At 70.4% G+C, this 19,145-nt stretch carries 13 protein-coding genes and 2 pseudogenes; 11 read left to right on the forward strand and 4 right to left on the reverse strand.

Translation table 11 applies throughout. From position 1 onward, the window contains the following. Together K4G64_RS30515 and K4G64_RS30520 are read left to right on the forward strand one after the other, a co-directional pair. Positions 1 to 1,241: response regulator (locus K4G64_RS30515; RefSeq protein ID WP_221759172.1), on the forward strand; the 1,241-nt coding region annotated here is incomplete at its 5' end. 136 nt (positions 1,242 to 1,377) lie between these two features. Next, complete coding sequence (locus tag K4G64_RS30520; protein WP_221759173.1) at positions 1,378 to 2,847, forward strand: GGDEF domain-containing protein; 1,470 nt, start codon at positions 1,378 to 1,380, stop codon at positions 2,845 to 2,847. A 38-nt stretch (positions 2,848 to 2,885) separates the two neighbouring features. Here K4G64_RS30520 and K4G64_RS30525 read toward each other — a convergent pair. From K4G64_RS30525 to K4G64_RS30535, 3 genes and pseudogenes are all read right to left on the reverse strand, one after another. Further along, positions 2,886 to 3,505 (reverse strand): annotated as a pseudogene (locus K4G64_RS30525) (oleate hydratase); the annotation flags it as partial. A 109-nt stretch (positions 3,506 to 3,614) separates the two neighbouring features. Next, entirely contained in the window at positions 3,615 to 4,037 is a 423-nt protein-coding gene (locus K4G64_RS30530; protein ID WP_221759174.1) for a hypothetical protein, read from the reverse strand. Between the two features lie 40 nt (positions 4,038 to 4,077). Then, on the reverse strand, positions 4,078 to 5,292 hold the full coding sequence (locus K4G64_RS30535; RefSeq protein ID WP_221759175.1) for a globin domain-containing protein: 1,215 nt from the start codon (positions 5,290 to 5,292) through the stop codon (positions 4,078 to 4,080). 358 nt (positions 5,293 to 5,650) lie between these two features. Between K4G64_RS30535 and K4G64_RS30540 the strand changes: the two genes are divergently transcribed. The 9 genes and pseudogenes from K4G64_RS30540 to pflA all read left to right on the forward strand — a co-directional run bounded on the left by K4G64_RS30540 (position 5,651) and on the right by pflA (position 16,292). Beyond that, the gene (locus K4G64_RS30540; RefSeq protein WP_221759176.1) at positions 5,651 to 6,562 is read left to right on the forward strand and encodes a universal stress protein; all 912 of its coding nucleotides are present in this window, start codon (positions 5,651 to 5,653) and stop codon (positions 6,560 to 6,562) included. 27 nt (positions 6,563 to 6,589) lie between these two features. Then, positions 6,590 to 7,510: a universal stress protein gene (locus tag K4G64_RS30545; protein WP_221759177.1), complete on the forward strand. Its 921-nt coding sequence runs from the start codon at positions 6,590 to 6,592 to the stop codon at positions 7,508 to 7,510. Positions 7,511 to 7,593: 83 nt separating this feature from the next. Beyond that, positions 7,594 to 7,855: pseudogene (locus tag K4G64_RS40635) on the forward strand (hypothetical protein); the annotation flags it as partial. Positions 7,856 to 8,255: 400 nt separating this feature from the next. Further along, complete coding sequence (locus K4G64_RS30550; RefSeq protein ID WP_221759183.1) at positions 8,256 to 8,696, forward strand: pyridoxamine 5'-phosphate oxidase family protein; 441 nt, start codon at positions 8,256 to 8,258, stop codon at positions 8,694 to 8,696. Positions 8,697 to 8,932: 236 nt separating this feature from the next. Then, a complete protein-coding gene (locus K4G64_RS30555; RefSeq protein ID WP_221759178.1) occupies positions 8,933 to 9,763 on the forward strand; it encodes a universal stress protein in 831 nt (276 codons plus the stop codon). A gap of 136 nt (positions 9,764 to 9,899) precedes the next feature. Then, positions 9,900 to 12,281, forward strand: a complete 2,382-nt coding sequence (locus K4G64_RS30560) for a phosphoketolase (protein WP_221759179.1) — start codon at positions 9,900 to 9,902, stop codon at positions 12,279 to 12,281. A 155-nt stretch (positions 12,282 to 12,436) separates the two neighbouring features. Further along, positions 12,437 to 13,054 carry a DoxX family membrane protein gene (locus K4G64_RS30565; RefSeq protein WP_221759180.1) on the forward strand — a complete coding sequence of 206 codons (618 nt, stop codon included), beginning with the start codon at positions 12,437 to 12,439 and terminating at the stop codon, positions 13,052 to 13,054. Between the two features lie 233 nt (positions 13,055 to 13,287). Continuing rightward, positions 13,288 to 15,549, forward strand: a complete 2,262-nt coding sequence (gene pflB, locus K4G64_RS30570) for a formate C-acetyltransferase (RefSeq protein WP_221759181.1) — start codon at positions 13,288 to 13,290, stop codon at positions 15,547 to 15,549. Beyond that, complete coding sequence (gene pflA, locus K4G64_RS30575; protein ID WP_221759182.1) at positions 15,546 to 16,292, forward strand: pyruvate formate-lyase-activating protein; 747 nt, start codon at positions 15,546 to 15,548, stop codon at positions 16,290 to 16,292. Before pflB ends, pflA begins: the two co-directional genes overlap by 4 nt. A 104-nt stretch (positions 16,293 to 16,396) precedes the next feature. Here pflA and adhE read toward each other — a convergent pair whose 3' ends face one another. After that, a complete protein-coding gene (gene adhE / locus K4G64_RS30580) occupies positions 16,397 to 19,051 on the reverse strand; it encodes a bifunctional acetaldehyde-CoA/alcohol dehydrogenase (protein ID WP_221759184.1) in 2,655 nt (884 codons plus the stop codon). Between the last annotated feature and the right edge of the window lie 94 nt (positions 19,052 to 19,145).

Below are 19,145 nucleotides of genomic sequence, written 5' to 3' on the forward strand. Positions count from 1 at the left end.
CCCCCGAACCACCCCCGGCACCGCCGCACCCCGACATCCTTCGCGGGATGCGGGTCCTGGTCGCCGACGACAACGACACCAATCGGCTGATCCTCGACGCGCAGCTGCGCAGATGGCACATCGGGCCGACCATGGTCGCCGACGGCCCTCAGGCCCTGGTGGCCCTGCACGAGGCAGAGGCCGCGGGCCGCCCCTTCACCCTTGCCATCGTCGACATGTATATGCCCGACATGGACGGCCTGGAACTCGCCCGCCGGATCACCACCGACCAGAACCTCGCCCGCGTACAGCTGCTGCTCCTCACCTCCGGCCCCCAGCCGCCCGCCGCCGAGCTGCATGCGGCCGGCATCGCCCGCAGCTTGTCCAAGCCCGTCCACCAGTCCCAACTCCTGGACGCCCTGATCGAACTCGCCACCCAGACATCGCCGGTGGCCGCGACTGCCCCGGCAGCGCAGACCCCCACCGCACCTCGGCAGGCCCACCGGGGCCACCTCCTGCTGGTCGAGGACAACGAGATCAACCAGATGGTCGCCCAGGGCCTGCTCACCCGGCTCGGCTACAGCACGGACATCGCCGCCGACGGCGCCCAAGCCCTGCTCATGACCGAAGAGCACAGTTATCAGGCCGTGCTCATGGACTGTCAGATGCCCCGAATGGACGGCTACACCGCCACGCGTGAACTGCGCCACCGGGAAGGGGACCAGGGGCACGTGCCGGTGATCGCCATGACCGCCGGTGCCCTCGCCGAGGACCGGGAACGGTGCATCGCCGCGGGCATGGACGACTACGTCTCCAAACCCGTCAGCGCCGACGAGCTGGAACAAGCCCTCGCGCGCTGGGTCCAGCCCACCACCCCACCGCGGACGGGCAACGACGGCCTCCGAGCCTCCATCGAGCAGCGGCTGGACGAACTGCGCGGCGCCGGCAGCCCTGCCGAGCACGAACTGGTCGACAGGCTGGTGGACCACTTCCTCGTCCGGGCCCCTGAGATGACCAGCGCGCTCTTCCACGCGCTCGGCCGCCACGACTCGCGGGAGATCGCAGACTTGGCTCACAGCCTCAGAGGCGCCGCCGGGAACATAGGCGCCGTGAGCCTCGCCGCCTGTTGCCAGGAACTGGAGGAGCACGCGCGGTCCGGAGAGCCGGCGTCACTGGCCGAGACCGCTCCCCGCCTCCAGGACGAACTCGACCGGACCTGTCGCACCCTCGACACGGTGCGCTCCCACCCTCCAGGCCAGTAACCCGGCTGACGAGCCTCTCGGACATCGCCCCCGGGCGGGTACGTGCCGGAGGGAAGGAGAGCCTGTGGGCAAGCCTCAAGTCCTGTTGCCCCTCCGCCGTGATGCGACGGCCTGGTTGTATGCGGCAGCAGGGGCCGTGTTGATCACCATCTATCTGGTCAGCTCCTCCACGGCGCGGTACATGCTGCCCGTACTGATCGCCGCCTCGGTCGTCTTCGCGATCGCATGGGGAGTGATCAGGAACAGGCCGCCATCGATCCTTCCGTGGCTCCTCTTCGCGGCGGCCATGGCACCGTTCGCGGTGGCGGATGCGATCTGGGGTCTGTACCAGGTGCGCGACGCAGAGGTTCCGTTTCCGGGCGTGGCCGACATTCTCTACCTGGGCAGCTACCTGTTGTTCGCCGCGGGGCTGGTGACGTTGGCCCGGCAGCACACCGGCCGCCTGCACTGGGCGGGGTGGCTCGACGCGGGAATCGTCACGCTGGGGTTCGGCATCCTGACGTGGGCGTTCATCATCGCCCCCTATCTGCGCAGCGAGCTGTCCGCGTGGCCGCTCGTGGTGTCCGTCGCCTATCCCGTCGCCGACCTGGTGCTGTTGTGCGTGGCCGCCCGGCTGATGCTCACCACCGGCAAGCGCACCCCTTCGATTCTTCTGTGCAGCGGGTGGCTTCTGGTCCTCCTCGCCGCCGACGGCCTCTACTACGGAACAATGGCCACGACCGGGACAGCGATCGCGGAGGACGTGTCCGAAGTGGGGTGGATGGTGTCGTCCCTTCTGCTGGGGGTTGCGGCGCTGCACCCCTCCGTCGGCTGGCCGACACGCCTGTCGGACGGCAAGGAACGAATGCCCCGGAAGCGACTGTCGATCCTGATCGCGCTCATCCTGGTGGGGCCGTTGATCGTGCTGGCCGATATCGGGGGCATCCGGGGCCAGCCCGTGAACATCACGGTGATCGTCGGCATGCTGGCGACCCTTTCGCTGCTGCTGGTGCTGCGCATCGCGTTCCTCGCCCAGTACGCCCAGAGCAGGGCCATGGAAGCCCGGACACAGGCCCACTACCTCGCGGCATCACTGCGAGAACAGGAAGAGCTCCAGAAGCAGCTGAGCCATCAGGCGACCCACGACCCACTGACGGGGCTGGCCAACAGAGCGTTGCTGAACCAGCGTCTGGAGACTGCTCTCAGCCGGTGCACCGCATCTTTCCCCGCCGCGCTGCTGATGCTCGATCTCGACGGCTTCAAGGAGGTCAACGACACCCTGGGCCACCCGTCCGGCGACGAACTGCTCATCGACGTCGCCCGGCGGCTGACAGCCAGGGTCCGTGAGCAGGACACGGTCGCCAGGATCGGCGGGGACGAATTCGCACTCCTCGCGGAAGGCGTGGACGCCGGCACGCTCGGCGACTACACCATGCGGATCCTCGACTCCTTCATGGACTCCTTCATCCTCGACCGTGGCCACTCGGTCCGGGTGACGACAAGCATCGGAGCACGGAGCATCACCAGGCCCACCACGCCGGCAGAAGCGCTGCGGGACGCCGACGTCGCCCTGTACCGAGCCAAGACCGCAGGCAAGAACCAGGCCGTGTTGTTCGAGGCCCCGTAACGGTCGCCGCGATGCGGGCCGCACCTGCGCGAGGTGTGTAGGGAGTCGTACTGGTTGTAGCGGGTGTGGTGGATGCCGGACATGGAGGAGAACTCGGGGAGGAGGTGGATGAAGCGCCTGAGGTAGCGGCGGAACTCGATGGCGCTGTGCCAGGGCTGGAAGGCGAACGTGGTGCACCACAGGTACCAGAAGTTCGTGGTGAAGAAGTGCTCGCCGAAACAGTCCGTGATCCGCTTGCCGTCCAGGTGCCCCTCGGGAGTTGCCAGGCAGCGGACCAACTCCAGGCGGTCACGTTCGGAGAAGCCCGTCGAGTGCGTGTCGACGACCTTCCCGTCGCCGTCGACGAGGCGTGCGGTGTCGTCCCAGGCGAAGTCCTCGTGTCCGGCCAGGATCTCGTCGGTCACCGATACGGAGGGGTCGTCGAGAGTCGGAATGCCGGACAGCAGGTCGTAGGTGCAGCGGTACTCGGCCTCGAGCATCCGCCCGCCGCGCATGGTGTAGCCGGTACGGGCCGTGCCGCCCGCGTCCAGACTGCCGCCGACGTCCCGCTGCTCCTCGAAGAGGTGGATGTCCGTTCCGTCGAACCCGCCGTCGCGGATCAGGAACGTGGCGCGGCGAGCGCCGCGATTCCGCTGCCCACCAGATAAGCCTTCGCCATCACAACTCCTTGTTCTCGCCCTTTGATCGGGAACCGTGGACGGGTGCGGGCTACCCTGCAGGCCCGGTCGATGGACCCTCTCCGACGTAGCCCGGCACGTACCGGGGTCTTACGCCGAGTGGTTGTCCGCCGTTCTGTCGTCGCTTTCCGAGGGAGGCGGGGTACCGGGGCCGCCGCGCCACGGCGGGGTCGTCGCCCGGTGGCCGTTGTGTCCGGAGTGGGCCGCCTTGTCGGTCTGGCGGCGCAGCCGGTCCTGGAGCTGGTCGACGAGTTCGTGGCCGGTGGCTTCCGCGGCGTGCACGACGACGTCACGCCGTCCGAAATGCAGGGTGGCTGTGGCCGACCAGGGGCGGTCCGCGTGGTGAGCGGCCGCCTTCGTGATGCGCACCTCGCCGGTGACGGCGGGCAGCCCCGGCCGGGCCACGACGATGTCGATCTTCGTGCGGGCGTACGCCAGGGTCTCCTCGTCCACCTCGCCGTCCGAGCGCAGCAGCACGCCGGAATCGGTGGTCTGAGTGTCATTGCGGGTCATGTCAGGTCCTCTTCTGGAGTGCGGTGGCATCGTGGGGTGTTCAGTCCGCTTGGCCGGGCATCCACAGGTCAGGGCCGAAGACCTCGTAGCGGATGTGTTGGGCGGGGACTCCGGCGGCCAGCAGTTGGGCGCGGACGTCGCGCATGAAGGGGAGCGGGCCGCACAGAAACACCGTGGCGTTCTCGGGCAGTTGGACGCCGTGGAGGTTCATCAGGCCCTCGCGGGCGGCGGGTTCCTGCGGGCCGGGGTGCTCGTACCAGAAGACCGCGCGGGCGTCCGACAGTTGCTCGACCAGTTCGGTGGTCTCCGTGCGCAGCGCGTGGTCGGCGGGGGAGCGGTCGGCGTGCAGAACCAGTACCGGCCGGGTCGAGGCGAGGGCGGTGAGGTGGGCCAGGATGCCGGTCATGGGGGTGCTGCCGATTCCGGCCGAGACCAGTACGACCGGGGTGGTGGCGTCGGCCGGGTCGTCGAGGACGACGTCGCCGAACGGGGCCGAGAGTGTCAGTTCGTCTCCGGCGCGGACCTGGCGGTGCAGCAGGGTGGAGACCTCGCCGTCCGGGGCGTCGGCCGTGGCGGCGATCCGCTTGACGGTGATGCGGCGCAGTTCTCCGCCTGGGCCGGAGGAGAGGCTGTACTGGCGCAGCTGGTGTACTCCGTCGGGCATGCGCAGGCGGACGCTGACGTACTGGCCCGCCCGGGCCCGGGGCGCGGGTGCGCCGTCGGTGGGCCTGAGGAGGAAGGACACCACGTCGTCGGTCTCGGTGCGGCGCTCGACGACCGTCCATTGCCGCCAGATCCGGCCGGGCTCGACGCCTGCGTCCTGGTAGAGGCGGGCCTCCCGGCCGATGAGGGCGCCGGCCATCAGCCAGTACACCTCGTCCCAGGCGGCCGCCACCTGAGGGGTGACCGCGTCGCCGAGGACCTCGGCTATCGCACCGAACAGGTACTTGTGCACGATCGTGTACTGGTCGTCGGTGACCCCGACCGCGGCGTGCTTGTGTGCGATCCGGTCCAGCAGGACATCCGGGCGCGTGTCCGGGTGGTCGAGCAGAGTGGTCGCGAACGCGGCGATCGAGCCGGCCAGGGCGCGGCGCTGGGCCCCGCTGGCCTGGTTGCCGCGGTTGAACATCCCGTCGAGCAGCTCCGGCCGGTCGCGGAACATCGCGCCGTAGAAGCGGGTCGTGATGTCGTCCAGCGCTCCGGCCACGGCAGGCAGCGTGGAACGGACTATGGCGGCGGACTCTGCGGACAGCATGAAGCCTCCCTGACAGGGCTGATGAGGGGTGTAAGAGACGGGGTGCAAGGACCCCTGAGGGGGAGAGAGCCGCACCCGGTGCCGGACGGCCATCTCCTGTGTATCAGTCACCAGGCCGCGTCCCGCGGTCGTTTCGCGTCGCTGGGCGAAGAGGGGCCCATCGGCCCCACAGACTCGGGCGCACCGGCCCCACGGGGTGCCGGAAGACCAGGGCCGAACGGCGCCGCAGCGTGGTGCGGGGACGCCGCTGAGACCTATGGGGCCGATCGGCCCCGGACGGGGGACCTGCGGTACCTGCACCCGCGTCCTCCCTCGCCACCACTCTGACATCGCAACCCCGACACAGGAGGTGGACAGCATGTCCCGCAACATCACCGTGGGCCTCGACGGCTCAGCAGAGAGCCGCGCGGCTGCCGAGTGGGCGGCCAGGGAAGCGAAGTTGCGCGGCCTGCCGCTGCGGCTGGTGCACGTCTGGGAGCCCGTTCCGGAGCCCATGGCGCAGGCGCAGGCCCCGCTGCTCGGCGCGGGGAAGCTGCGGCACTGGAGCGAACGGATTCCGCGCGAGGCGGCCGACGGCCTGCGCCGGCGCCACCCCGGCCTCCGGGTGGAGACCGAACCGATTTCCGGCAGGCCGATGGACGCGTTGCCCGAGGCGGCGAAGGACACCGAACTGCTGGTCCTCGGCTCGCGTGGGCTGAGCGGTATCGGCGGGTTCCTCGTCGGGTCGGTGGGCGCGGCCGTGATCGCGCACACCGACACCCCCGTCGTCCTGGTGCGGGCCGGGGAACAGGCCGCCGACGAGCACGAGATGGACCCCGTCGGCATTCCGTCCGCCGCCACCGCGTACCGGCCCGTCGTGCTCGGCCTGGACACCGCCCGCCCCGACGACACGGTGATCGCCTTCGCCTTCGAGGAGGCCGCCCTCCGCGGCACCGCCCTGCGGGTCGTGCACGGCTGGAACCTCCCGCCCTACTTCGCCTACGGCCTGCCCGCCGACGCCGAACTCAACGCCGCACTCGGCCGGCAGGAAGCCGCCGCCCTCGCCGCGGTGCTGCGGCCCTGGCGGCAGAAGTACCCGGACGTCGAGGTCGTCGAGGAGTCCCCGTCGGGCAGCCCCGCCAACCACGTCATCGACGCCTCCCGCGAGGCGTCCCTGGTCGTCGTCGGACGCCGGGTCCGCCGAAGCCCGTTCGGCGTCCACATCGGCCCCGTCACACACGCGGTACTGCACCACGCCGCCGCCCCCGTCGCCGTCGTCGCGCACGACTGACCGCGCCGTCGGAAAGGAGTGGAGACCATGAACACGGCAGACGAGAACGCAGCGGTCGAGCGAGCCCTCGGCGGGCCCCTGGTCGTGGGCGTCGACGGTTCCGAGCCGAGCCTGCGGGCCGCTGACTGGGCGGCCGACGAGGCCGCCCTGCGCGGCGTGCCACTACGCGTGGTGTACGCCTGCCTCTGGGACCGGTACGAGGGTGCCGCGCTCGCCCGGGACATCGGCGAACCGACCGAACTGCCCCTGCCCCAGGACGTGGTGGGCGCCGCCGCCGAGCGGGCACGCGCCCGGCACCCCGGCCTGCGGGTCACCGTCGACGTGGTGTTCGAGGAGCCGGAGAACGCCCTGGTCCGCGCGGCCCGGAACGCCTCCGCTCTGGTCGTGGGCACCCGCGGCCGCAGCGGTCTTGCCGAGAGGCTGCTCGGCTCCGTCAGCCTGACCGTCGCCGCACACGCCGACTGCCCGGTGATCGTGCTGCGCGCCGGCCACGACAACCAGGCGACGCCGCCGGTGCGCGGACGGGTCGTCGTGGGCGTCGGCGAGGACACGAAGGAGTCGGAGGCTGTTCGCTTCGCCGTCGAGGAGGCACGGCGGCGCGGGGTGCCCCTGGAGGCCGTACGAGCATGGCGCTGCCCCGCGCACGAGCCCGGCGGCTATCCCCTGATGGTCGGCGAACCCACCCGCCAGCACGAGGAGCAGGCCGTCGAGGAACTCGAAGCGGTGCTGCGGGACCTCCCGGCGGATGTCGACGTGCGCCGGCACACCGTCGAGGGCCACGCCCGCCGGGCGCTGCTGGACGCCTCGCACAGCGCCGACCTCCTGGTCGTCGGCGCCAGCCGGCGCAAGGGGCACCTCGGGCTACAGCTCGGCCGTACCGCCCACGCGGTGCTCCACCACTCCGCCTGCCCGGTCGCGATCGTGCCGCACCCGAGGCACGACGCCTGACCGGCATCTCGGAGAACTCAGAGGCTCGCCGCGTGAGAACCGCCGGACGCTCGAAACGACAGGAGGCATTGAGGAGTCCTGCGATGAGCCACGACGTGACCGACCGACCCCCGGTACGCGCACTGCTCGCCCACGGCAGCACCGTGTGTATCCGTCCCGTGGCGGCGAACGACCACGACCGACCGGGCCTGTGCCCGGGTGCGCCCGGGATACCGGGCGTTGCCGGCCGAGACGCAGGGCAGAGTGATCGGCGTCGCCGAGTACGACACCGGCGACGAGAAGGACGAGGCAGGGGTCTGTGTCGCCGTTGCCGACGGGCTGCACCACCGTGGGGTGGGAACCCTTCGGCCCACGGCCTGCGCGCCTGTCTGCTGGACCAGGCACTGGGGTGGCCGGACCTGCGAAGGTCCATGACCCGGAAGGCCCCGCGAGCCCGCGGCGCGCCCCACGCACGGTGCTCGATGACGTGATGGCGAGTCGCCGGCCACCGCCCCGGCCTTCAACCTGCGGCGACAGGCGCCGCGACAGCCGCCGGTGCAAGGACCGGGGTGCTCCACGACGGCTGTGTCACCGACCGTGCGTACCGGGCGGTGCGGCGTGGGCCGGGAGGGATGTCGGACAGGGGCCGAGACCACAGGGAAGAGCGAGGCTGGGGTAGGGCCGACGGCCCCTCATCCTCCGGTCTCGGGCGACACAGGGTGGAAGGACGCAGAAGCGTTGTACCAGGCTAAGGATGGACTGGCTGATGTACCCCGACGACGGCTTCCACGAACTTCAACGGCAGGAGTGCCTGCGGCGGCTGGCCAAGGTGCCCGTCGGCCGCATCGTCTACACACGCCAGGCCCTGCCTGCCGTGCTGCCGGTGAACTTCGGCGTGGAGGGCGATGGCGTCGTCCTACTGCGCACCTCGGGGACCTCGGAGCTGGTCCGCGCGATCGACGGAGCCGTGGTGGCCTTCGAGGCCGACGACATCGACGCGGCCCGGCACGCCGGCTGGAGCGTTGTCGTCACGGGCACGGCCACGGTGGTGACCGACCCCGCCGAGGTCGAACGTCTGGCCCGCACCGGGCCGGTCTCCTGGGCGCCCTCACCGCAGGAGGTCTTCGTCCGCATCGAACCCGAACTGGTCACCGGGCGTGAACTCGTCGGCGGACGCACCCTCTACGGGGTGGACCTCACCGCCTGAGCATCCTCCCTCCCCTCCCTCCTGTTCCCTCTCGCCCGGTCGACCCGGCAACACATGGGCCGTACGGCGTATCGACGGGCTCGGTCGGCCCCTGCCCCGCGGGCGCCGTGGACGACGAGCATCTGCCATGGAGTAGCCGCAGGATCGACACCACGGTCGCCGACGGCGAACTCGCCCACGGTCCTTGGTCCCCACGAGGGCCGACAACCCGCGCAGGAAGAGAAGGGAACAAGACCATGACTTTCCGTCATGTGGCCGTCGGCGTGGACGGTTCACTGTTCGCCGTACGAGCCTTGGACCAGGCCGCCGAGGAAGCGCTGCGCCGCGGCACAGTGCTGCGCATCGTGCACGCCGTGGCCGACCGAGACGCAGCGGGGCCGGTTCTGGCATCGGCCGCCGCACGGGTTCAGGGGCGTCATCCCGGTCTGCGGGTCGAGACCAGGGCCGTGGAGGGCGGTGCCGTGCAGGCACTGGCCGCTCAGAGCGAGGGCGCGGCCCTCACCGTCGTGGGCACCCGAGGGTTCGGCGGTGTCAGCGGCCTGCTGGCCGGCTCGGTGAGCTGGCGCCTGACCGCGCACACGCACAGTCCGCTGCTGGTCGTCCGCGGGGATCACCCCGGCGACCAGGGCGGCGAGGTACTGCTCGGGCTGGAGAGCGACGCCGACACGGCCGCAGCCGCCTACGCCTTCCAGGAAGCGGTTCGACGCGGGACACGGCTGCGCCTTCTGCACTCCTCGACGCACCGGCACACCACCCCCGAACTGCCTTCCCTGGTGGCCCCGACGAGCCCCGGCCAAGAGCGCCAAGTGCGAAACGACCGGGCGGAGGAGGCCGTGCCGCGATTCAGCGTCGCCCGACTGCGGGAGGAGTACCCCGAGGTCGAGGTCGACAGCCGCACGGTCCGCACGGGACCGGCCCACGCCTTGCTGGCGGGCACCCGCGAGGCCGGCGTCGTGGTCATCGGCCTGCGCCGGCGCGCCGCCCGGGTCGGCCCGCAGATCGGCCCGGTCGGCCGCGTCCTGCTGCATCACTCCCACTGCCCCGTGGTGCTGGTACCGACCGCTTGAGGACTTCCTGACTCCCACCGCCGCGTCCGTGGATGGCCCGGTCGGCCCTGTCGGGTGCCCGGCGCGGTGGGGAAAGGTGAGGACAGTCCCGACCCGCTTGCACCTCCGACTACCCCGACCCGGAAGGGAACCCCTGATGTCCGTCGACACACGGCCGGCGTCCGCCCCGCTCACCGAGGACGAGCTGAGGACGCTGGATGCCCACTGGCGCGCCGCGAACTACCTGTCCGTCGGTCAGATCTACCTCATGGCGAACCCCCTGCTGACCGAGCCGCTGCGTCCCGAGCATGTCAAGCCGCGGCTGCTCGGCCACTGGGGCACCTCGCCCGGGCTGAACCTGGTCCACACCCACCTCAACCGCCTGATCAAGGCACGCGGCCAGGACGCCCTGTGCATCTGGGGGCCGGGACACGGCGGCCCCGCGGTCCTCGCCAACTCCTGGCTGGAGGGCACCTACAGCGAGACCTACCCCGACATCACCCGGGACGCGATCGGCATGGAGAGGCTGTTCCGGCAGTTCTCCTTCCCCGGTGGCGTGCCCAGCCACGTGGCCCCCGAGACACCCGGCTCGATCCACGAGGGAGGCGAGCTCGGCTACGCCCTCTCCCACGCCTACGGCGCCGCCCTCGACAATCCGGACCTGCTGGTGGCCTGCGTGATCGGCGACGGCGAGGCGGAGACCGGCCCGCTCGCCGCCTCCTGGCACTCCAACAAGTTCCTCGACCCCGTCCACGACGGTGCCGTCCTGCCGATCCTCCACCTCAACGGCTACAAGATCGCCAACCCGACCGTGCTGTCCCGCCTCCCCGAATCCGAACTCGACGCCCTCCTGCGGGGATACGGTCACATCCCGATCCACGTCAGCGGCGACGACCCGATGACGGTGCACCGGGCGATGGCCGCAGCGATGGACGACGCGCTGGACCGCATCGAGCTCCTCCAGCGCAGCGCGCGCGAAGACGGCGTGTCCGAGCGGTCGCACTGGCCGGTGATCGTGCTACGCACACCGAAGGGCTGGACCGGCCCGGCCGAGGTCGACGGACTGCCGGTGGAGGGCACCTGGCGCTCCCACCAGGTGCCGCTGGCCGCCGTACGGGACAACCCGCAGCATCTGCGGCAGCTGGAGACATGGCTGCGCTCGTACAAGCCGGAAGAACTCTTCGACGCGCAGGGCAGCCCCCGCGAGCGTGTGCTGTCCTGCGTCCCGGACGGCTCCCGGCGCCTGGGTGCCACCCCGCACGCCAACGGCGGCCTGCTGCTGTGCGAACTGCCGCTGCCCTCACTGGAACGCTACGCTGTGCCCGTCGACAAGCCCGGCGTGACTCTGCACGAACCCACCCGCGTCCTCGGCGATCTGCTGGAGCACGTCATGCACGCCACCAGCAAGCGGCGTGACTTCCGGCTCGTGGGACCGGACGAGACCGCCTCCAACCGGCTCCAGGCCGTCTTCGACGCCAGCGGCAAGGCGTGGCAGGCGCAGACCCTTCCCGTCGACGAGCACCTGGACCGGCACGGCCGGGTGATGGAGATCCTGTCCGAACACACCTGCCAGGGCTGGCTGGAGGGATATCTGCTCACCGGCCGGCACGGGCTGTTCTCCTGCTACGAGGCGTTCGTCCACATCGTCGACTCCATGGTCAACCAGCACATCAAGTGGCTGCGTGTCACCCGCCGCCTGCCCTGGCGCGCTCCCATCGCCTCCCTCAACTACCTGCTCACCTCGCACGTGTGGCGCCAGGACCACAACGGCTTCTCCCATCAGGACCCGGGCTTCATCGACCACATCCTCAACAAGAGCCCGGAAGCGGTACGGGTCTACCTGCCGCCGGACGCCAACACACTGCTGTCGGTGGCAGATCACGCGCTGCGCAGCAAGGACTACGTGAACGTGATCGTGGCCGGCAAGCAGCCCTGCTTCGACTGGCTGTCGATGGAACAGGCGAAGGCGCACTGCGCCCGTGGCGCGGGGATCTGGGAGTGGGCGGGGACGGAGAACGGCCGAGAGCCGGACGTCGTACTGGCCTGCGCGGGCGACGTGCCCACCCAGGAGATCCTGGCCGCCGCCCAGCTGCTGCGCCGGCACCTGCCCGACCTCGCCGTCCGCGTCGTGAACGTCGTCGACATCGCCCGGCTGCTGCCCAGCGAAGAACACCCGCACGGTATGAGCGACTTCGAGTACGACGGCCTGTTCACCACCGACAAGCCGGTGATCTTCGCCTACCACGGCTACCCCTGGCTCATTCACCGCCTCGCCTACCGCCGCACCGGCCACAAGAACCTCCACGTGCGCGGCTACAAGGAGATCGGGACGACAACCACCCCGTTCGACATGGTCGTCGGCAACGACCTCGACCGCTACCGGCTGGTCATGGACGTGATCGACCGCGTCCCCGGCCTCGCGGTGCGCGCCGCGACCGTCCGCCAGCGGATGGAGGACGCCCGGCTGCGCCACCACGAGTGGATCCGCGTCCACGGCGTCGACCTGCCGGAGGTCGCCGACTGGTCCTGGGACGGCTGAACCCGATGCCAACAGGCCCCACGCAGCGGGACGTTCGGCTCGCTGCCCGGGCCTTGCAGCCCCTCCGACAGGCGTGAGCGACGCGGGACATTGAAGGCGCAACGAGAAGTCGACCCCCATCCTGTGTGTCACACCCCTCGAAAGGGATGAGCATCATGGCAGTGCACAACCACCCCCACCGGCACCTGGGATTCCGCTTCCCGTCCCTGCGCCGGAGCGGGACGGCGCCCGCGTCCGGTGAGGTGATGACCGCGGCGGCCACCCAGGCGTACGCATTCGCCGGTCTGCGCCTGCTGACCGGGTTCGTCTTCATGTGGGCGTTCCTGGACAAGACCTTCGGCTTCGGCTACGCCACCCAGTCAGGCAACGGCTGGATCGACGGCGGCTCACCCACCAAGGGCTTCCTCGGCGGTGTGGCCGTCGGGCCGATGGAATCCACCTTCCACAACTGGGCCGGGGCCACCTGGGCCGACTGGCTGTTCATGCTCGGCCTGCTGGGCATCGGTATCGCCCTGATCGCCGGCATCGGCCTGCGGCTCGCGGCGGTCGCCGGAACGCTGATGATGGCGCTGATGTGGATCGCGGAGTGGCCGCCGGCCCAGCACCTGTCCGACGGCTCGGCGAGCATGTCGACCAACCCGTTCGCCGACTACCACCTCATCTACGCCGTCGTCCTCATCGCCCTCGCGGCCGCGGGCGCCGGCGCCACCTGGGGCCTGGGCAAGGCATGGGCACGGCTGCCCTTCGTCAGCCGCAACCGCTGGCTCCTGTGAGGGCCGCGGCCCGTACGGCTGTGGCGCCTCCGCTGGCCGGCGGAGGCGCCACAGCCGTTTCTGCTCCGAGTTGCCGGGTGAACCGGGACCCGACGTCAGGGCCCAACGGCCCAGCCGGGCGAGGGACGAACGGCGGGCACCGGCTACGCCGACAGGCCCTCCGCGCAGGCGTCGCGGGCGACGAACATCGAAGGTGCAGAGATCCTGCGTGCAGAGTGAGGGAGAGACCGGCGATGACGGCAACGGTGACAGCTGGACCGCGGGTGACGACCGAGGCATGGCGAGGCTTCACCGGTTCCCACTGGCGGGACCAGATCGACGTACGCGACTTCATCCAGGCCAACTACACACCGTACGACGGCGACTCCGCGTTCCTGGCCGGCCCGACCGAGCGCACGCTCGCAGTCTGGGGCAAGGTCGCCGCCCTGTTCCCCGAGGAGCGGCGCCGGGGCGTCCTCGACGTCGACACGGGCCTGCCGTCCACCATCACCTCGCACCGGCCGGGCTACATCGACCGCGACCGGGAACTGATCGTCGGCCTGCAGACCGACGCCCCGCTCAAGCGGGCGATCATGCCCAACGGTGGCCTGCGCATGGTCGACAACGGCCTGAAGGCGTACGGCTACGAGCCCGACCCCTTCGTCACCCGCGTCTTCGGCTCCTACCGCAAGACCCACAACGACGGTGTCTTCGACGCCTACACCCCCGAGATGCGGGCCGCCCGCAAGGCCGGCATCATCACCGGTCTGCCGGACGCGTACGGCCGCGGCCGGATCATCGGCGACTACCGGCGTGTCGCGCTCTACGGCACCGACCGGCTGATCGAGGCCAAGCGGGCCGAACGGGCCCTGCTGGACGCCCAGCCCTCCAGCCCGGACGTCATCCGCGACCGCGAGGAACTGGCCGAGCAAATCCGGGCGTTGGGTGAACTGGCCGAGATGGCCGCCTCGTACGGCTGCGACGTCACCCACCCCGCCACCACCGCCCGCGAGGCCGTGCAGTGGCTCTACCTCGGCTTCCTGGCGGCGGTGAAGGAGCAGAACGGTGCCGCGATGTCGCTGGGCCGCACCTCCACCTTCCTCGACACCTACCTCCAGCGTGACCTGGACGAGGGGACGATCGACGAGGTCCGTGCCCAGGAGCTGATCGACGACTTCGTGATCAAGCTGCGGATCGTTCGGTTCCTGCGCACCCCCGAGTACGACGCCCTGTTCTCCGGCGACCCGACCTGGGTGACGGAGTCCATCGGCGGCATCGGCACCGACGGCCGCCCGCTGGTCACTCGCACCTCCTTCCGCTTCCTGCAGACCCTGTACAACCTCGGCCCGGCCCCCGAGCCGAACCTCACCGTGCTGTGGTCGCCACGCCTGCCGGAGGGCTTCAAGCGGTTCTGTGCCCAGGTCTCCATCGACACCAGCGCCATCCAGTACGAGTCCGACGAACTGATGCGCCCCCGGACCGGCGATGACACCGCGATCGCCTGCTGCGTCTCCGCGATGGCCGTGGGGAGGCAGATGCAGTTCTTCGGGGCGCGGGTCAACCTCGCCAAGGCCCTGCTGTACGCGATCAACGGCGGCCGCGACGAGATGACCGGCGAGCAGATTGCCCCGGAGGCACCCGTGCTGACGCGCGAGTACCTGAACTACGAGCAACTGCGGGCGGCGTACGACCACATGCTCGACTGGCTGGCGGCCACGTACGTCAACGCGCTGAACGTCATCCATTACATGCACGACAAGTACGCCTACGAGCGCATCGAGATGGCGCTGCACGACCACCCGGTGCACCGGTTCATGGCTTGCGGCATCGCCGGGCTCTCGGTGGCGGCGGACAGTCTCTCGGCCGTCAAGCACGCGCGCGTGAAGGTCGTCCGGGACGCGACCGGCCTGGCTGTCGACTACGAGGTCGAGGGCGAGTACCCGGCGTACGGCAACAACGACGACCGGGCCGACGCCATCGCGGCCGACCTGGTGGAGTCGTTCATGGCGAAGGTGCGCAGGCACCCCACGTACCGGGACGCCGAGCACACCCAGTCGGTGCTGACCATCACCTCCAACGTGGTCTACGGGAAGCACACCGGCAACACCCCCGACGGCCGGCGTGCCGGGGCGCCCTTCGCGCCGGGAGCGAACCCGATGAACGGCCGGGACCTGCACGGGGTGGCCGCCTCGGCCCTCTCGGTGGCCAAGCTGCCCTACGAGCAGGCTCGCGACGGCATCTCGCTCACGACGACGATCACGCCCGAGGGCCTCGGCCACGACCCGGCCGAGCGCGCCGCACACCTGGTCGGCATCCTCGATGCCTACACGGCCTCCGGTGGCTTCCACATGAACGTCAACGTCCTGGACCGCGCAACGCTCGAGGACGCCATGGAACACCCGGAGAAGTATCCGGAGCTGACGGTCCGGGTCTCCGGATACGCTGTCAACTTCGTCCGCCTGACCCGTGAGCAGCAGCTCGACGTGATCAGCCGTACCTTCCACGGATCGCTGTGAACACGACCGTCGAGCCGGTGACGGGCCGAATCCACTCCTGGGACCTGTCCACGGGAGTGGACGGTCCCGGGACCCGGTTCGTGCTCTTCCTCTCCGGCTGCCCACTGCGCTGCCTGTACTGCGCGAACCCGGACACCTGGTACATGCGCGACGGCAAGCAGACGTGCGCCGACGAGGTGATGGCCGAGATCGAGAAGTACCGGGCGTTCATCACCACCGCGGGCGGGGGAGTGACCCTCACCGGCGGCGAGGCCCTCCTCCAGCCCGCCTTCACGGCCGCGATCTTCCGCCGCTGCACGGAACTCGGCCTGCACACCGCCCTGGACACCTCCGGCTTCCTCAGCGCCCGCGCGAGTGACGCACTGCTCGCCGACACGGATCTGGTCCTGCTGGACATCAAGTCCTTCGACGTCCGCACCTATCGGAAGCTGACCGGCGGCGACCTCGCCCCCACCCTCAGCTTCGCCACTCGTCTGGACCGGCTCGGCGTGCCTGTGTGGATCCGCTACGTGCTCGTCCCCGGCTGGACCGACGACCCGGCGGCCGTCGACGGCCTCGGCGCCTTCCTCGCCGGACTGGGCAACGTCGACCGGGTCGACGTCCTGCCGTTCCACAAGCTCGGCGCCCACAAGTACGACGCACTGGGCATGCCCTTCCCCTTGCGCGACACACCGACGCCGGACGCGGACCTGACGGAGCGGGTGCGGGAGCAGTTCCGGGAGCACGGGCTGCGGGCCCTGTGAGCGGTCCCTGTGACAGGTGCTGGAACCGTCGAGTGACGGGTCAGGGGCGTGATGTCGAAATGGTTGTGCGCCCGGACGCCCGGGCGCACAACCAGCGATGGGTGCTACTCGCCGGATCCGCCGTCCGGGCCGTCGTAGGCCGCTCGCATGATTTCTTCCATGTCGTCGAGCATGGGCATCCGCGGGTTCGCCGGGGCGCACTGGTCCTCATAGGCGTTGAGGGCCTGTTGGTGCAGGGCGTCGAGGAAGGCGCGCTCATCCACGCCGACCGCCCGGAACGACGGCTCGATGCCCACGGCGTCGCGCAGCCGCTCGACGGCCCAGGCGAGCGACTCCACTCCGGCCTGCGGGGTGGCGGCGGGCAGGCCGAGGGCGCGGGCGATGTCCTGGAAGCGTTCGGGGGCGCGGTAGTGCTCGTACTTGGGCCAGCCGGTCAGCTTCGTGGGGACGGCGCCGTTGTAGCGGATGACGTGGGGGAGCAGGACCGCGTTGGTGCGGCCGTGCGCGATGCGGAAGGTGGCGCCGAGGGTGTGGGACATGGCGTGGACGATGCCGAGGAAGGCATTGCCGAAGGCCATGCCCGCGATGGTGCCGGCGTTGTGCATCTTCTCGCGGGCCGCCGCCGAGTCCTCGCGGTCGTTCACCGCCGCTTCGAGGTTGTCGAAGATCAGGCGGATCGCGTGCAGCGCGAGGCCGTCGGTGAAGTCGTTGGCGTAGACGGACACGTACGCCTCGATGGCGTGGGTAAGGGCGTCGAAGCCGCTGTCGGCGGCCAGGGCCGGGGGCAGGGCGGTGGTCAGGAGAGGGTCGACGATGGCCACGCTCGGGGTGAGCGCGTAGTCGGCGAGGGGGTACTTCTTGCCGGTGGCAGGGTCGGAGATGACGGCGAAGGGAGTGACCTCGGCGCCGGTGCCGGAGGTGGTGGGCACGCAGACCAGGCGGGCAAGTGCCCCCAGCGTGGGAAAGCGGAAGGCGCGCTTGCGGATGTCGGAGAACTTGTGCCGCATGTCGGCGAAGTCGATGTCCGGGTGCTCGTACAGCAGCCACATCACCTTCGCCGCGTCCATCGGCGAACCGCCGCCCAGCGCGATGATCGTGTCCGGGCGGAAGTCCCGCATGAGGCGGGCGCCGTGCTGCACGGAGTCGATGCTGGGTTCCGGTTCGACGTTGTCGATGATCTGCAGCGTCACGGGCTCGGGACGGCGCCTGAGGACGCGGTCGACGCGGTCGACGAGGCCGAGGCGGGTCATGGTCGCGTCGGTGACGATCGTGACGCGGTGGACGTCCGGCATGGACTGCAGATAGCGGATGGCCTGCGGCTCGAAGTAGATCTTCGGCGGGACCTTGAACCACTGCAGGTTGTTGTGGCGCGTACCGATCCGCTTGACGTTCAGGAGCTGGGCGGCGGAGACGTTGTTGGACACCGAGGTGCTGCCCCACGAGCCGCAGCCCAGAGTCAGGGACGGCAGCAGGCTGTTGTAGATGCCGCCGATGGCGCCCTGCGAGGAGGGTGCGTTGACGATGATCCGTACGGTCTTGATGCGCCTGCCGTACGCCTCGGCGAGTGCGCGGTCCTCGGTGTGGATGACGGCGGTGTGGCCCTGGCCGTGGAAGGCGACCATGTCGGCGGCCAGGTCGAAACCCTGCTGCTCGGAGCCGGCCCGCAGGACGGCGAGCACAGGGCACAGCTTCTCGCGGGTCAGCGGCTCGTCCGGGCCGACGCGTTCGGCCTCGACCAGGATGAGTGAGGTGCCGACGGGCACGCTGAAACCGGCCTGCTCGGCGATCCATGCCGGGCTCTGTCCCACGGCCGCCGCGTTGACCTTGGGCTCGCAGCCACCACCCGGGCCGGCCTTGCCGGTCGGGAAGAGGAACGCCTCCAGCTTTGCCTTCTCCCCGGCGGTCGCCAGGTGGGCGTGCAGCGTACGGAACTCCGTCAGAGCCTCGTCGTAGATCTCGTCGTCCAGGACGACTGCCTGTTCGGAGGCGCAGATCATGCCGTTGTCGAACGACTTGGACAGCACCAGGTCGTTGACGGCGCGGCGCAGCTTGGCGCTCTTGTGGACGTAGGCCGGGACGTTGCCCGCGCCGACGCCCAGGGCGGGCTTGCCGGCCGAGTAGGCGGCCTTGACCATGGCGTTGCCGCCGGTGGCGAGTATCAGCGAGACGCCCGGGTGGCGCATGAGCATGCCGGTCGCCTCCACGGACGGGGCCTCGATCCACTGCACGCACTGCTCCGGCGCGCCCGCGGCCACGGCGGCGTCGCGCACGATCCGGGCCGCCTCGGCGCTGCAGCGCTGGGCGGAGGGGTGGAAGGCGAACACCACCGGGTTGCGGGTCTTCAGCGCCATGAGCGCCTTGAAGATCGTGGTGGACGTCGGGTTGGTGACCGGAGTGATCGCACACACCACGCCCACCGGTTCCGCGATCTCGACCATGTCCTCGATGTCGTCCCGGGCGATCACCCCAACCGTCTTCATCCGGCCCATGCTGTGCGTGACGTGCTCGCACGCGAACATGTTCTTGGCAGCCTTGTCCTCGAACACACCGCGGCCGGTCTCCTCGACCGCGAGCCGCGCGAGCGCGGTGTGCTGGTCCAGGGCGGCGACCGACGCCTTCTTCACGATGAGGTCGACCTGCTCCTGCGTCAGGTCCTCGTAGTCGGCGAGCGCCTTGAGCCCGTTCGTGACCATCCGGTCGACAGCGATGGCGGTCTCGGACGGCTCGCCGCCCGGGGCGGCGACCCCGGCGGCCGCCACCCGCCCCGGGCCCGCCGCCGGACTCGCCGACCCCGGCGACGCTCTCGCCTCGGCGGATGTCGAGGTCGACGCCGTCCACCGCGCGGGCCCGGGG

This window comes from Streptomyces sp. WAC04114 (assembly GCF_019733245.1).
GTDB classification, from domain to species: domain Bacteria; phylum Actinomycetota; class Actinomycetes; order Streptomycetales; family Streptomycetaceae; genus Streptomyces; species Streptomyces massasporeus_A.